The sequence below is a fragment of the Bradyrhizobium sp. 613_E4_N2_2 genome (assembly GCF_052075995.1).
Classification (GTDB): domain Bacteria; phylum Pseudomonadota; class Alphaproteobacteria; order Rhizobiales; family Xanthobacteraceae; genus Bradyrhizobium; species Bradyrhizobium barranii.
Genome location: NZ_CP197234.1, coordinates 8539998 through 8553589, shown reverse-complemented (window position 1 = coordinate 8553589; position 13592 = coordinate 8539998). Strand labels below are relative to the sequence as shown.

14 protein-coding genes are annotated in these 13592 nt (G+C 64.6%); 9 read left to right on the top strand and 5 right to left on the bottom strand.

Annotated features, from left to right (window positions below; genetic code table 11):
- Nucleotides 1-63 precede the first annotated feature (63 nt).
- From AB7290_RS40660 to AB7290_RS40650, 3 genes are all read left to right on the top strand, one after another.
- Nucleotides 64-996: a sugar-binding protein gene (locus AB7290_RS40660; protein WP_063985925.1), complete on the top strand. Its 933-nt coding sequence runs from the start codon at nucleotides 64-66 to the stop codon at nucleotides 994-996.
- Nucleotides 997-1102: 106 nt separating this feature from the next.
- Entirely contained in the window at nucleotides 1103-2080 is a 978-nt protein-coding gene (locus AB7290_RS40655; RefSeq protein WP_085399639.1) for an aldo/keto reductase, read from the top strand.
- Nucleotides 2081-2084: 4 nt separating this feature from the next.
- Nucleotides 2085-2927 carry an amidohydrolase family protein gene (locus AB7290_RS40650; RefSeq protein ID WP_085399633.1) on the top strand — a complete coding sequence of 281 codons (843 nt, stop codon included), beginning with the start codon at nucleotides 2085-2087 and terminating at the stop codon, nucleotides 2925-2927.
- A gap of 201 nt (nucleotides 2928-3128) precedes the next feature.
- On the opposite strand, the gene AB7290_RS40645 is transcribed toward AB7290_RS40650, so the two are convergent.
- The 4 genes from AB7290_RS40645 to AB7290_RS40630 all read right to left on the bottom strand — a co-directional run bounded on the left by AB7290_RS40645 (nucleotide 3129) and on the right by AB7290_RS40630 (nucleotide 6696).
- Nucleotides 3129-3494 (bottom strand): nuclear transport factor 2 family protein, encoded by a 366-nt coding sequence (locus tag AB7290_RS40645; protein WP_063979860.1) that lies wholly within the window; start codon nucleotides 3492-3494, stop codon nucleotides 3129-3131.
- Nucleotides 3495-3648: 154 nt separating this feature from the next.
- On the bottom strand, nucleotides 3649-3999 hold the full coding sequence (locus tag AB7290_RS40640) for a RidA family protein (protein WP_014491332.1): 351 nt from the start codon (nucleotides 3997-3999) through the stop codon (nucleotides 3649-3651).
- Between the two features lie 117 nt (nucleotides 4000-4116).
- The gene (locus tag AB7290_RS40635) at nucleotides 4117-5034 is read right to left on the bottom strand and encodes an alpha/beta hydrolase family esterase (protein ID WP_094183948.1); all 918 of its coding nucleotides are present in this window, start codon (nucleotides 5032-5034) and stop codon (nucleotides 4117-4119) included.
- 3 nt (nucleotides 5035-5037) lie between these two features.
- A complete protein-coding gene (locus AB7290_RS40630) occupies nucleotides 5038-6696 on the bottom strand; it encodes an FAD-binding dehydrogenase (RefSeq protein ID WP_085399634.1) in 1659 nt (552 codons plus the stop codon).
- A gap of 250 nt (nucleotides 6697-6946) precedes the next feature.
- On the opposite strand from AB7290_RS40630, the gene AB7290_RS40625 reads away from it, so the two are divergent.
- From AB7290_RS40625 to AB7290_RS40600, 6 genes are all read left to right on the top strand, one after another.
- Nucleotides 6947-7468, top strand: a complete 522-nt coding sequence (locus AB7290_RS40625; RefSeq protein WP_085399635.1) for a hypothetical protein — start codon at nucleotides 6947-6949, stop codon at nucleotides 7466-7468.
- Between the two features lie 120 nt (nucleotides 7469-7588).
- On the top strand, nucleotides 7589-7783 hold the full coding sequence (locus tag AB7290_RS40620; protein WP_028160269.1) for a hypothetical protein: 195 nt from the start codon (nucleotides 7589-7591) through the stop codon (nucleotides 7781-7783).
- A 24-nt stretch (nucleotides 7784-7807) separates the two neighbouring features.
- Nucleotides 7808-8398, top strand: coding sequence for an SCO family protein (locus AB7290_RS40615; protein WP_014491337.1), 591 nt, complete (start codon nucleotides 7808-7810; stop codon nucleotides 8396-8398).
- Between the two features lie 138 nt (nucleotides 8399-8536).
- Complete coding sequence (locus tag AB7290_RS40610; RefSeq protein ID WP_085398134.1) at nucleotides 8537-9712, top strand: IS481 family transposase; 1176 nt, start codon at nucleotides 8537-8539, stop codon at nucleotides 9710-9712.
- A 215-nt stretch (nucleotides 9713-9927) separates the two neighbouring features.
- Nucleotides 9928-10869: a transporter substrate-binding domain-containing protein gene (locus tag AB7290_RS40605; protein WP_085398353.1), complete on the top strand. Its 942-nt coding sequence runs from the start codon at nucleotides 9928-9930 to the stop codon at nucleotides 10867-10869.
- Nucleotides 10870-11028: 159 nt separating this feature from the next.
- The gene (locus AB7290_RS40600; protein WP_085398354.1) at nucleotides 11029-12672 is read left to right on the top strand and encodes a lysine--tRNA ligase; all 1644 of its coding nucleotides are present in this window, start codon (nucleotides 11029-11031) and stop codon (nucleotides 12670-12672) included.
- Nucleotides 12673-12730: 58 nt separating this feature from the next.
- On the opposite strand, the gene AB7290_RS40595 is transcribed toward AB7290_RS40600, so the two are convergent.
- The gene (locus AB7290_RS40595) at nucleotides 12731-13483 is read right to left on the bottom strand and encodes a carbonic anhydrase (RefSeq protein ID WP_085398359.1); all 753 of its coding nucleotides are present in this window, start codon (nucleotides 13481-13483) and stop codon (nucleotides 12731-12733) included.
- Nucleotides 13484-13592 lie beyond the last annotated feature (109 nt).

Below are 13592 nucleotides of genomic sequence, written 5' to 3'. Positions count from 1 at the left end.
GTCGCCTGTCCGCTCCCCGGACGATCTTGAGAGGACGGGCGCCAAATAAGGGTGGAGGAAACAATGAGGAAACTTCTTCTTGCCGGCATCGCGGTCGCGATGATGGCGACGCCGGCGTTCGCCGCGAACTACCGTTTCGTGATCGTGCCCAAGGCGATGAACAATCCGTTCTTCGACTTCGCGCGCGACGGCTGCCTGAAGCGTGCCAAGGAGCTTGGCAACATCGAGTGCATCTACAAGGGGCCGGTGGAGCATGAGCCGGCGACGCAGGCGCAGATCATCCAGGACTTCGTCACCCAGAAGGTCGACGGCCTCGCCATCTCGGTCGCCGACGTTGCGGCCATGACCAAGTCGATCGAGGCGGCGACCGCGGCCGGCATCCCCGTCATCACCTTCGATGCCGATGCGCCTGGCTCCAAGCGGATCGCCTATATCGGCACCAACAACAAGGAGTTCGGCGTCGCGCTCGGCAAGGAGCTCTTGAAGCTGCGGCCCGACGGCGGCAAATACGCGATGGTCTCGGGCGGTCCGGGCGCCAAGAATCTCGCCGAGCGCGTCGACGGCGTCCGCGAGGCGCTGAAGGGCTCGAAATGGACCGAGGTCGCGGGCTCGCCGACCTTCTGCAACGACGATCCGGCGCTGGCGGTCCAGCAGATGACGGATATGCGCACCGCAACGCCCGACCTCGCCTCGATCGTTCCCATCGGCGGCTGGCCGATGTTCGCCCCCGAAGGCTTCAAGGCCTTCGCCTCCAGGAACAAGAAAGACATCGACTCCGGCAAGTTCACGCTGGTCGTCGCCGATACGCTGAAGATGCAGCTCGAACTGCTGCGCGACGGTTACGCCAATGCGCTGGTCGGCCAGCGTCCGTTCGAGATGGGCGAGAAGGCGATGGATACGCTGCTCGCCATCAAGAAGGGCGAGAAGGTGCCGGAGATCGTCTATACCGGCCTCGATCTCGTGACCAAGGATAACGTTGCGCAGATGTTGAAGTAGGAGCGTCGCCAGCCCCGTGCTCCTGCGAGCCTCTCCCGCTTGCGGTTTCCGCAAGCGGGAGAGATGATTGGACGGTTGGAAGGAAGACTTTTGGAAGGCAATGGGAATGAAACGGTCGCGGCTCGGCTCCCTCGACGTCACCTCAATCGGTCTCGGTTCGGCCCCGCTCGGCGGATTGTTCACCGCCGTCAGCGATACCGATGCGTTCGCCACGATCGAGCGCGCCTGGTCGGCCGGCATCCGCTTCTACGATACCGCGCCGCTCTACGGCTTTGGCCTCGCCGAACGGCGGATCGGCGCTTTCCTGCGGCAGCAGCCGCGCGACTCCTACGTCATCTCGACCAAGGTCGGTCGTCTGCTGCGCGCGCCTGATGGCGCGGCCGCCGAGGACGCGCACTACAAGGGTACGTCGCGCGAGCGGCCGGTGTTCGACTTCTCCCATGACGGCGTGATGCGTTCGGTGGAGGAGAGCCTGACGCGCCTTGGGCTCGACCGCATCGATGTCCTGCTCGTGCATGACCCCGACGATCACTATGACGACGCCGTGGCCGGCGCCTTCCGCGCGCTCCAGCGCCTGCGCGCCGACGGCACGGTCAAGGCGATCGGTGCCGGCATGAACCAGTCGGAAATGTTGGTCCGTTTTGCCCAGGCCGTTGCGGTCGACTGCTTCCTGCTCGCCGGCCGCTACACGCTGCTCGACCAGGGCGCGCTGGATGCGCTATTTCCGGTCTGCCGCGAGAAGAACATCGGCATCCTGCTCGGCGGCATCTACAACAGCGGCATTCTGGCCAATCCGCATCCCGGCGCGAAGTTCAACTATCAGGACGCCGACGCGGCGCTGATCGCGCGTGCGCTCGAGCTCGACGAGCTCTGCCGCAAGCACGGGACCGAGCTGAAGGCCGCCGCGCTCCAGTTCTGCATGGCCCATCCGGCGGTCACAATTGCCGTGCTGGGCGCGCGCAACGCCGCGGAAGTTTCCGACAACATCGCGATGTCGGAGAAGGCGGTGCCACAAGCCTTCTGGCAGGAGCTGCGTGCGCGCAAACTCGTCGACGCACGCGCGCCGTTGCCGGGCGGAGCGTGAGGGCATGATCATCGACGGCCATCAGCATTTCTGGGATCCGACGCGCGCCGACTATCCCTGGATGGACGCGCCGGAATTGGCCTCGATCCGCCGCGCCTTCGGCCCCGCCGATCTCGCGCCGCTGTTGAAAGCAAACGGCATCGACGCGAGCATATTGGTGCAGTGCCGCTCCGCGCTGGAGGAGACCGAGGAATTCTTGCGGATCGCGCATGCGACGCCCTCGGTGATTGGCGTCGTCGGCTGGGCTGATCTGACGGACGGTGCGCTTGGCGACACGCTCGACCGCTTGCGCGCTTCGCCCGACGGCGACAAGCTGGTCGGCATTCGTCACCAGGTGCATGACGAGGCCGATTCGGACTGGTTGTTGCGCGAGGACGTTCAACGCGGCCTCACCGCAACGTTCGCCCGCGATCTCGCCTACGATTTTCTCGTCCGCACCCGCGAACTGCCCGCCGCGATCGCAACCGCGCAGGCCTTTCCGCAAGCGCGTTTCGTGCTCGACCACGCCGCAAAACCGCCGATCGCCGACGGCGGCAGCGCCGAATGGGCCGATCGCATCAAAGCTCTCGCGGCCTGCGGTAATGTCTGGTGCAAGATTTCGGGCCTGGCGACGGAAGCGGTGTGGAGTGACTGGGATGCGGAGCGGCTGTTTCCGTTCGTCGAACATGCCGCAACATGTTTTGGCGAGGATCGCCTGATCTTCGGCTCGGACTGGCCGGTGTGTCTGCTTGCCGGGAGTTATGGCGAGATCAAGGGGGCGCTGGAGGCGAGTTTGACGAGGCTCGGGCCGCAGGTTCGCGAGAAGGCGTTTGGTGTGAATGCGAAGGCTGCGTATCGGTTGGCTTGATTGCAGTCGATGCGCGCTTCTTTCTTCCTTCTCCCCTTGTGGGAGAAGGTGGCGCGAAGCGCCGGATGAGGGGTATGCCTCCGCGAACTCAACTCTCAAGATTCTCGCGCGGAGAGATACCCCTCACCCCAGTGAGCCTGCGTCTACGAGCGGAGATGCCCTCTCCCGCAAGGGGAGAGGGCACAGCAACGGGCAGTGTCGTCACGCGCCCGCGGGCACCTGGTCCAGAAATCCCGTGATGCTCCTGATGCGGCCGTCCTTCAGCACGGCGAAATCCGTCCCCTTGATCGGGCTGTCGACACCGTCGGGACCAAGGCCCCACGAAAAGCGGACATGCTCGCCGTAGCCGTTGGGCTCGCCGATCAGCGTGAACTTGAAGTCGGGAAAGCGCTGCTGCACGCCCGCGATCAGCGCGTCGATGCCGTCCCGGCCGTCGCCCTTCATCAGGGGATCGACATAGCTCGCATCCGCCGTCCAGTTCTCGCTGAGCAGTTCGCGACGGCGGCCTGCGGTGCGCTCGTTCCAGAGCTCGATGTAGCGGCGGGCGATGGTGACGGGGTCGGTCATGGTGTTCTCCTTCGATGGCGCCGTGTTCGGCTGTCTCGACTATCGAAGGTTCGCACGCGCAGATCGATTACCTCGGAGGTCATGCGCACGCAGAAAAGAAGCGCGATGATGCTCTCATCGCGCTTCGGACGTTCGCAACAATTTCAGCGCGAATTTACTTCGCCGCGGTGACCATGATCTCGACGGTGTACTGAGCCGCCGCGAGCTTGGCTTCGACAGTGGCGCGAGCCGGGGTGTTGCCGGGCGAGACCCAGGCGTCCCACACCGCGTTCATCTCGGCAAAGGTCTTCATGTCGGTGATGTAGATCGTGGCCGAGAGCAGCTTCGACTTGTCGGTGCCGGCCTTGGCGAGATGGCTGTCGATCGTCGCCAGGATGTCCTGGGTCTGCTTCGTGACGCTTTCACCGGCGGCCTTGTTGGCGACGACGCCGGCGAGATAGACGGTGTTGCCGTGCACGACGACCTGGCTCATGCGCGGGCCGGTTTCGAAACGCTGAATGCTCATTGGGGGATCTCCTGGTGGGAATGGCGGCCCTGTCTAACCCAGCGCCCCCAGCTCTGCCACCCCAGGCACGCATGCGTTGCCGGGCACGCATGCGTTGCCCGCTGATGCAAGCGTCGTTCACGGAAACTGACTGAAAAACGACCAGATCGTCTCGGCGCCGTCGATGTCGCGGTTCTGCGGCCCGAGCAGGCTGGTTGCAACCTTCGGGAAGCGGGCATCCGGAGCGAAGCCGGGCATGCGGTGGCCGCCATGGTTGATGCGATAGAGCACGACGTCGTGCCCTTTGGGACAGCGTGAGGAGATCCGTGTGACCGTAGACTGATCCGCGGGCGCCTTCTCGGGCAAATCGGTCACCTCGGCGTCGTCGGTCTCGCAACCATTGAGCTTGCGCCAGAAAGCCAGCGTCTCTTCGGTGGACCAGAACCCGTCTGCGGCATAATAGCTCGATCCCCGTCCTCCCTCGTAGGGGACCAGCGGGTCGGCCGTGCCGTTGATGAGCAGCATCGGCAACGGCCGCGATGGATGGCAGGTGACTGCGGCCTCATCCGTGAGATTCATGATCACGCTCGCGCCCGCCGCAAACAGATCGGCGCGCGCGCAAACCAGCGTCATCGCCATGGCGCCGCCATTGGAGATGCCGGCGACATAGACCCGCTTCGGGTCCGCCGTGCCGTTCGTCACCAGCGTCTCGACCAGCTTTGCGATGAAGGCGACGTCGTCGGTGCCCTCGGGCGGGCCACGCAGCGCCGGTCCAGCCTTCGTCCGCGCATCGGCCCAGGCATGGTTGAGGCCATCAGGAAAGACCACGGCAAAACCCTCGCGCTTCGCGACCTGCGGCCACGCCGTTCGCGCGACCATGTCAGCGCCGCGCTGGGTCTTGCCGTGCAGCACGACCACGAGCGGCACCAGCCGCTTCGCCGGCAGTTGCGCGGTGTAGGATCGCTTCACGCCGTTGACGTCGATCGTATCGGCGGATGCGGCCGAGGCTGCGGCCAATGCCGCAAGAAGCGCCCCGATCTGCATCCACCTCCGCATGATCTAGCCCACGGCCTTCGCCGCGGCGCGGCCGGCATTGCGGCCCGAGAACAGGCAGCCGCCGAGGAAGGTGCCTTCCAGCGAGCGATAGCCGTGCACGCCGCCGCCGCCGAAGCCTGCGGCTTCGCCGACCGCATAGAGGCCGGGAATGACGCTACCCTCGCTGCCGAACACGCGCGAGTCGAGATCGGTCTCGAAACCGCCCAACGTCTTGCGGGTGAGGATGTTGAGCTTGACCGCGATCAGCGGCCCCTGCGCGGGATCGAGGATGCGGTGCGGAGAGGCGGTGCGGATCAGCTTGTCGCCGATATAGCGCCGCGCATTGTGGATGTTCATCACCTGCGCATCCTTGACGTAGGGATTGGCGATCTCGCGGTCGCGCGCCTCGATTTGCATCCTGACGTGCTCGAGCTTGAGGAGGTCGCTGTCGGCGAGCTTGTTCATGGCCGCGACGAGATCCTCGATCTTGTCGCGTACGATGAAGTCGACACCATGGCTTTTGAATGCCTCCACCGGCGCCGGCGCGCCCTTGTTGGTGGCGCGGCGCAGGGTCATCCGCCAGCTCTTGGCTGTCAGATCGGGATTCTGCTCTGAGCCCGACAGCGCAAATTCCTTCTTGATGATGCTCTGGGTCAGGATGAACCAGGAATAATCATAGCCGGTGGACATGATGTACTGGAGCTGGCCGAGCGTGTCGGAGCCGGGAAACAACGGCGCCGGCAGCCGCGTGCCTGTTGCGTCGAACCACATCGAGGACGGGCCGGGCAGGATGCGGATGCCGTGGCGCGGCCAGATTGGATTCCAGTTCTGGATGCCTTCGACATAATGCCACATGCGGTCGCGGTTGATCAGCCGCGCGCCCGATTTCTCGGTGATGCCGATCATGCGGCCGTCGACATGCTCCGGCACGCCGGAGATCATGAACTTCGGCGGCTCGCCAAGCCGCTTCGGCCAGTTCTGCCGCACCAGCTCATGATTGCCGCCGATGCCGCCGGACGCCACGATCACGGCCTGCGCCTTCAGCGCGAACTCGCCGACCACGTTGCGCGACGAGCTCCTGCCACGCTCGACATTGTCAGGGGCGAGCACGGCGCCGCTGATGCCGTCCACCGTGCCATTGGTGATGGAGAGCGCATCGACGCGATGGCGGAACCTGAAAGTCAGCCGGCCGCTCTTCATGGCCTCGCGCGCGCGGCGCTCGAACGGCTCGACGATGCCGGGGCCGGTTCCCCAGGTGACGTGGAAGCGCGGCACCGAATTGCCGTGGCCCATCGCGTCATAGCCGCCGCGCTCGGCCCAGCCGACCACCGGGAAGATGCGATGCCCCATCGCGCGCAGCCAATCGCGTTTCTCGCCCGCCGCAAACGCCACATAGGCCTCGGCCCACTGGCGCGGCCAGAAATCCTCGTCGCGGTCGAAGCCGGCGGTGCCGATCCAGTCCTGCATGGCAAGGTCGAAGGAGTCCTTGATGCCGAGCCGGCGCTGCTCCGGCGAATTGACCAGGAACAAGCCGCCGAACGACCAGAATGCCTGGCCGCCGATCGACTGCTCGCCCTCCTGGTCGACCACGATCACGCGCTTGCCCGCGTCGGCAATCTCGGTTGCGGCCACCAGTCCCGATAGTCCCGCACCGACGACGATGACGTCTGTCTCTTCAGCCATAGGTTCCCCCCTGTAGTTACCCGGGATTGAAGCCAGCGGTTGCAGCTGAGATCAAGGGTGTGGCGCATAAGGCATCGTTAACTTGTTCCGCTTTGGGATTAGGGCCGTCCGACTGCAGCGCGGGCGCAACACTGGATTTGAATTTGTTTTGAGCCAGCCGGCGTGCCTAGACAAAACCACGGTTAGGACGGACGCTAGCAACGCATCACCACCTGACACGCAGATTCGAATTCGACTGGGGCGGGGGACAATGAAGTTTCTGACGGGGTTGCTCGCGGCGGTTCTCCTGATCGCGGGCATGGGGGCTTCTCACGCAGTGGTTCGGATTGCGGATGACCGCGGTGGCCGGATCGGAACCTACGTCGACAGGTACCAGGATCTGCGCCAGTCAGGCGACACCGTCATCATCGACGGCCTCTGTGCCTCGGCCTGCACCATCGTCCTCGGCGCCATTCCGCGCGACCGCATCTGTGTGACCTCGCACGCGACCCTCGGCTTCCACGCCGCCTGGGATTTTGGCGCCAACGGCCGTGCGGTGACCAACTCCGAAGCGACCCAGATGCTCTATGCGATGTATCCCTCGCAGGTGAAGCGCTGGATCAACCAGCGCGGCGGCCTCACCCCGCACATGCTCTTCCTGAGGGGCAAGCAGCTCCAGGCCATGTACAAGCCCTGCTACCTCGACGCGCAGGCCTCGACCAACCGACCCCTGCGCCGGGCTCTCCCGCAAGCGGAAGAGCTGGAGTCCGCTCGGGGCCAGCTGCTTCGCTGACGTCATCGGCGCGATCTGACTCCGGGAAGTATTCCTTGGAACACCCGCGGCGCTTGCCCGGGCCCGGGCCAACACCTATTTGAATGGCAGGGAACCGGGGCCTTCGCCCCGATCGTTGTCATGGCTCAACCACTGCACCCGGCCCAACCGCTACAGGACAATTCGCCCACTGCCGGCCGGCTGCCGTTCGTGCTGCTGTTGGCTGGCGCGGGGATCGGCGGTCTGGTCGTGCTCGGCGCGCTGGCGCTCTGGTTCCACTACGGCAGCCAGGTATTCTTCGAAATGATCAGGACCGGCTTTGCCGCCTGCTTCTGACCTGCGACAGGAAGTTTTCCGCTCATGAGCTCCACTGCCCGTCCGCTGGTGATCGCGACCGCCTTCGCTGCAAGCCTCGTCGTCGGACTGCTGATCGTGTTCTGGGCGATGGGCGGGGTCAGCAAGGTGGCGCAGCCCGCCGCGATCGGCGGCCCGTTCCAGCTCACCGACCAGCACGGCAAGGCCGTCACCGACAAGAACCTGAAGGGCAAGCCGACCCTGATCTTCTTCGGCTATACTCATTGCCCCGACGTCTGCCCGACCTCGTTGTTCGAGATCTCGGAGGTGCTGCGCGCGATGGGCAAGGATGCCGACAAGGTCAATGCCGTCTTCATCTCGGTCGATCCCGAGCGCGATACGCCGGCGACGATGAAGGACTATCTGTCGAGCTTCGACCCGCACCTCGAAGGGCTCAGCGGCGACCCCGCCGAGACCGCCAAGGTGATCACCTCCTACCGGGTCTATGCCAAGAAGGTCCCGACCAAGGACGGTGACTACACCATGGACCACACCGCGCTGATCTACCTGATGGACCGCGACGGGCGGTTCGTATCGCCGTTCAACATGAAGCGGACGCCGGAAGAGGCCGCGGCCGATTTGAAGCGGTATCTCTGAGGGCCCTTTCGGGCGCAGTCCTCTCCACATCGTCATGGCCGGGCTTGTTGTTTAGCCCGGACAGATCACTGACGGGTGTTCGGAGACATAGCTGACACATCAACATTGGCTGGATTGGTCCGATTCGGGAGGCCGTCCATGCCTTGGAGCGAGGTGTCAGTGATGGATCAGCGCCACGAGTTTGTGCGGCTGGCTTTGCAGGAGGGCGCCAACCGGCGCGAACTGTGCCGTCGGTTCAACATCAGTCCTGACGTCGGCTACAAGTGGCTGGCGCGCTGGCAGGCCGGCGATCGGGAGCTGGCCGACTGTTCCCGGCGCCCGCATGCGATGCCCAAGCGGAGTGAGGCTGCGGTCGAGGCAGAAGTCCTGGCTGTACGCGACAAGCATCCGGCTTGGGGAGCACGGAAGATTGCCCATTGCCTGAAGCGGGGCGGGCAGACGGTGCCTGTGCCATCAACGGTGCACCAGATCCTGTGTCGGAACGACCGGATCAAACCGAGTGAGAATGCGCCGCCCAATCCGGGCCACCGGTTCGAGAAGGAAGCTCCCAACCTGCTGTGGCAGATGGACTTCAAGGGTCACCTGCCGCTCGCCAATGGGACGCGGTGCCATCCGCTAACGATCGTCGACGATCACTCGCGCTACGTGCTGTGCCTGAAGGCATGTGCCGACGAGCAGCGCCTCACCGTGCAGAATCACCTGTCGACGACGTTCCGCTGCTATGGCCTGCCGGAGGCCTTCTACACCGACAATGGCTCACCCTGGGGCGATACGTCCGGCATTCGTTGGACCGGACTGAAGGTGTGGCTGCTCAAGCTTGGCGTCAGGGTGGTGCACGCAAGGCCATGCCACCCACAGGCCCGCGGCAAGAACGAACGCTTCCATCGCACCCTGAAGGCCGAGGTGTTTGCAATGCGCCGCTTCCGAACTCTCCCGGAAGTCCAGCGCGCCTTCGACGCCTGGCGGCCGGTCTACAATCTGGAGCGGCCTCACCAAGGCCTCGATATGCAGGTCCCTGCCGATCGCTTCCGGCCAAGTGCTCGCCCCATGCCGGCCCGCGTTCCGAACGTCGAATACGACAGCGGCGAGATCGTGCGCAGGGTCTCATCGACAAGACCCTACATCTCCTTCAAGGGACACTTCTGGAAAGTTCCCCAGGCCTTCGCCCGCGAACGCCTTGCCATCCGGCCGCTGGATCGTGACGGCCACTACGGAATCTTCTTCGCCAGCTGGCAGGTCGCATCGATCGACTTGACCAATGGCCAACCTGTCAGTGATGTGTCCGAACAGGTGTCAGCCATGTCTCCGGGCTAAACACTTGTCCCGGCCATCCACGTTCTTCGGGGGGTGCTAATGTTCGTGGATGCCCGGGCCTTCGCCTCGCCGGATGGGCTTCGGCCCCGCAGGCGGGACAAGCCCGGGCATGACGGCTGAGAGACCTTTACCCATCCCGCAATCGGCGCTCGCGTTCCCGGCGGGATGGTCTATAACGCCTTCCGATCCCAACGAAATTCGTTCATTTCCCGCCGATGGCCCCGTCGCGACAGGCAAAATCGTCCAAAACCGTGCGCCGCGTCCTGACCGGGCTGGTCGCCTGCGCATGTCTGCTCGTAGGCCTGCCCGCCGCAAAGGCGCAGGCCCCGGCCCCGGCCAAGCAGCCTCCGGCAGCGCCCCAGGCCACGCCGCAGGTCGCGCCTCAGGCGGCCCCGCAGGCTGTGCCCGGCTTCTGGGACCCGCGGCGGCGGCCGGAGCGGCCCGACCTGTCGCGCCTGACCGTGATCCGCTTCCTGACCGAGACCGACTATCCGCCGTTCAACTACACCGGCGCCGACGGCAATCCGGCCGGCTTCAACGTCGATCTCGCCCGCGCGCTGTGCGAGGAGATCAAGGTCACCTGCACGGTGCAGATGCGCCGCTTCGAGACCCTGGTCGACGCGCTCTCCTCCAACCGGGGCGATGCCATCATCGCCTCGATGGCGGTGAGTCCGCAGCTCCGCGTCCGCGTTGATTTCACCGATCCCTATTACCGCGTGCCGGCGCGCTTCGCCTCGCGCAAGGACGCAGTGATGCCGGAGATCCGGCCCGAATATCTCGAAGGCAAGAAAGTCGGCGTCATCGCCGGCTCCGCGCACGAAGCGTACCTCAAGGCGATGTTCACCGACGCCGAGCTGCACCCCTATCCCAACGACGATGCGATGCGCGCGGCGTTGCGCAAGGGCGAGGTCGATTTCATCTTCGGCGACGCCATCTCGCTGGCGTTCTGGATCAACGGCACGGATTCCGGCGATTGCTGCGCCTTCTCCGGCGGCCCCTTTGTCGAGAGCCGTTTCTTCGGCGAGGGCATCGGCATCGCCGTCCGCAAGGGCAACGACGTGCTGCGCCAGGCCCTGAACTGGGCCCTGTTCCGCGTCTGGGAGAAAGGCCGCTACACCGATCTGTGGCTGCGGTATTTTTCGGTGAGCCCGTTTTAGTGCCGTAGGGTGGGCAAAGGCGCGCTAGCGCCGTGCCCACCGTCTTTGGCAGTGGTGGGCACGCTTCGCTTTGCCCACCCTACGATTCCACGATAAAGGCGCTGCTACTTTTGCATTCTGCCCGGAAATCGCTATTTTCCGCGGCCCGGAGGCCCCTGAATGTCTGTCATCGATCTTGCCGCGAACCCGAGCGATCTGCGTGCGCTCGCCGAACAATCCAACGCCTGGCCGTTCGAGCAGGCGAAGGCCATTGTCGCGCGGCTGAAGAAAAGCCCGAAGGACGAGGTGCTGTTCGAGACCGGTTACGGCCCGTCCGGCCTGCCGCATATCGGCACGTTCGGTGAGGTCGCGCGCACCTCGATGGTGCGCCATGCCTTTCGCGTGCTCACCGAGGACAAGATCAAGACGCGCCTGCTGGCGTTCTCCGACGACATGGACGGGTTTCGGAAAGTGCCCGACAACGTCCCCAACAAGGAGATGCTGGCCGCGCATCTCGGCAAGCCGCTGACGCGGGTGCCGGATCCGTTCTCCAACGAGTACCCGTCGTTCGGGCACCACAACAACGCGCGCCTGCGCGCCTTCCTCGATCATTTCGGCTTCGACTACGAGTTCGCGAGCTCGACCGACTATTATACGTCCGGCCGCTTCGACGCGACGTTGCTGAAGATGTTAGCTGCCTACGACAAGGTGATGGCGATCATCCTGCCGACGCTCGGCCCCGATCGCCGCGCCACCTATTCGCCGTTCCTGCCGATCAGTAAGACCACCGGTGTCGTGCTCCAGGTGCCGATGATCCGGCGCGACGTCGCGGCCGGTACCGTGACCTATGTCGATCCGGACACGAACCAGGAAGTCGAGACGCCGGTGACGGGCGGCAACGTCAAGTGCCAGTGGAAGGCCGACTGGGCGATGCGCTGGGTCGCGCTCGGCGTCGACTACGAGATGGCCGGCAAGGACCTGATCGACTCCGTGAAGTTGTCCGGTGCGATCGCCAAGGCGCTCGGCGCCACGCCGCCCGAAGGTTTCAACTACGAGCTCTTCCTCGACGAGAAGGGCCAGAAGATCTCGAAGTCGAAGGGCAACGGCCTGACCATCGACGAATGGCTGCGCTATGCGTCGCCGGAATCGCTGTCGCTGTTCATGTATCGCGAGCCGAAGGCGGCCAAGCGGCTGTATTTCGATGTCATCCCGCGCAACGTCGACGACTACCAGCAGTTCATCGACGGCTTTGCGAAGCAGGATGGCAAGCAGCAGCTCGGCAATCCGGTCTGGCACGTCCACAACGGCCATCCGCCGAAGGGCGACATGCCCGTCACGTTCCAGCTCCTCTTGACGCTGGTGTCGTCGTCGAATGCGGAGAATGCCGAGACGCTGTGGGGCTTCATCGGTCGCTATCGTCCCGGCGTGAGCCCGCAAACGCATCCGAAGCTCGATGCGATGGTCGGCTATGCCATCAACTATTATCGTGACTTCGTGGCGCCGACGAAGCAGTTCCGCGAGCCGACCGAGGTTGAGCGCGCCGCGTTGCAGGATCTGCGCGATGCGCTGTCGCAGCTTCCGCAGGAATCCTCGGCCGAGGACATCCAGAACGTCGTCTACGAGATCGGCCGCCGCGAGCCGTTCCTCGACCAGGTCAAGAAGGGCAAGGACGGCCGTCCGGGCGTGACGCTCGACTGGTTCAACATGCTCTACCAGGTGCTGCTCGGCCAGGAGAAGGGCCCGCGCTTCGGCTCCTTCGTTGCGGTCTACGGCGTGCAGAACGCGGTGAACATGATCGACGGCGCGCTGGCGCGAAGTGCGTAATAGATGCCGTAGCCCGGATGTCGCTACGCTCATCCGGGCTACAGATTTGAAGCGCGCCTCAGATCGAGCGCAGCACGAAGCGCCGGTTGTCCTTCTGCACCGGGCGCGCGTTCATCGGATAGAGCTTTGCGAACGCAGCGACGTCGGGGGCTGACACCTGGATCGGGTCGGTCAGCAGCAGCCATTCGACGACCTCCGAACAGGGCGGGGTCGTCAGCGAGCCGGAGTAGCGGAAATAGCTCAGCCTGTGCGGCAGCATGGCGTGGGGATCGATCGCTGCATCGGCCTTCACCGCGGGGCCTTCCGCCGCCGGCATGGTCTTGACGATCTTGCCGAAGGCCGTGTTCGGCTTGCCTTCCGCCATCAGCACGCCGACCACGGCGAGCCCGCCGGCATCGTTGCGATGCACGAAGTGCGCTTCCATCGGAAAGTTCTTGCCGCCGATCATGTGCTCGCTCGGCCGGTGGAAGTGCACCTGGAGCAGCTTGTATTTGATATCGCCGAGCGTGAGCGTGCTGCCTTCGGCGAAGTTGAGCTGGATCGTGTGCCCGTTGTTGACGATGGTGTCGGCGCTCTTGCCCCAGTTCAGCTTCAGAACAGGCAATTGCGACTTGATCGTCCCCTCGATGTCGATCGGCGATTGCTGCAAGCCGACCGCGCAGGCCTTGTTCGCCGCGTCGATATCGCCCCATTTGGCCGGGCCGCCGGCGCCCTCGTAGCTCCAATGCGTGCCTTCGGCGGCAAAGGCCGGCTTGCACAGCGGACAGAGTGCGAGACCCGCCAGGGCCTTCAATGCGTGACGGCGATTCATCATATCCCCCTGCGATGAATTTGATCGGCAAAATCGGCCGCAACCTATGCGAGAGGGATGGTGAGTCGCAAGGTCGCCGGGGCGAGAAGCGGCGCGGCCGGCGTCATGG

Excerpts from the sequence above, each read along its gene's own strand:
- AB7290_RS40635 (WP_094183948.1), bottom strand. The coding sequence starts at position 5,034 with ATGCGGAGGTGGATGCAGATCGGGGCGCTTCTTGCGGCATTGGCCGCA.
- AB7290_RS40600 (WP_085398354.1), top strand. The coding sequence starts at position 11,029 with ATGTCTGTCATCGATCTTGCCGCGAACCCGAGCGATCTGCGTGCGCTC.
- AB7290_RS40595 (WP_085398359.1), bottom strand. The coding sequence starts at position 13,483 with ATGAATCGCCGTCACGCATTGAAGGCCCTGGCGGGTCTCGCACTCTGT.
- AB7290_RS40610 (WP_085398134.1), top strand. The coding sequence starts at position 8,537 with ATGCCTTGGAGCGAGGTGTCAGTGATGGATCAGCGCCACGAGTTTGTG.
- AB7290_RS40605 (WP_085398353.1), top strand. The coding sequence starts at position 9,928 with ATGGCCCCGTCGCGACAGGCAAAATCGTCCAAAACCGTGCGCCGCGTC.
- AB7290_RS40645 (WP_063979860.1), bottom strand. The coding sequence starts at position 3,494 with ATGACCGACCCCGTCACCATCGCCCGCCGCTACATCGAGCTCTGGAAC.
- AB7290_RS40615 (WP_014491337.1), top strand. The coding sequence starts at position 7,808 with ATGAGCTCCACTGCCCGTCCGCTGGTGATCGCGACCGCCTTCGCTGCA.
- AB7290_RS40640 (WP_014491332.1), bottom strand. The coding sequence starts at position 3,999 with ATGAGCATTCAGCGTTTCGAAACCGGCCCGCGCATGAGCCAGGTCGTC.
- AB7290_RS40660 (WP_063985925.1), top strand. The coding sequence starts at position 64 with ATGAGGAAACTTCTTCTTGCCGGCATCGCGGTCGCGATGATGGCGACG.
- AB7290_RS40625 (WP_085399635.1), top strand. The coding sequence starts at position 6,947 with ATGAAGTTTCTGACGGGGTTGCTCGCGGCGGTTCTCCTGATCGCGGGC.
- AB7290_RS40620 (WP_028160269.1), top strand. The coding sequence starts at position 7,589 with ATGGCTCAACCACTGCACCCGGCCCAACCGCTACAGGACAATTCGCCC.
- AB7290_RS40630 (WP_085399634.1), bottom strand. The coding sequence starts at position 6,696 with ATGGCTGAAGAGACAGACGTCATCGTCGTCGGTGCGGGACTATCGGGA.
- AB7290_RS40655 (WP_085399639.1), top strand. The coding sequence starts at position 1,103 with ATGAAACGGTCGCGGCTCGGCTCCCTCGACGTCACCTCAATCGGTCTC.
- AB7290_RS40650 (WP_085399633.1), top strand. The coding sequence starts at position 2,085 with ATGATCATCGACGGCCATCAGCATTTCTGGGATCCGACGCGCGCCGAC.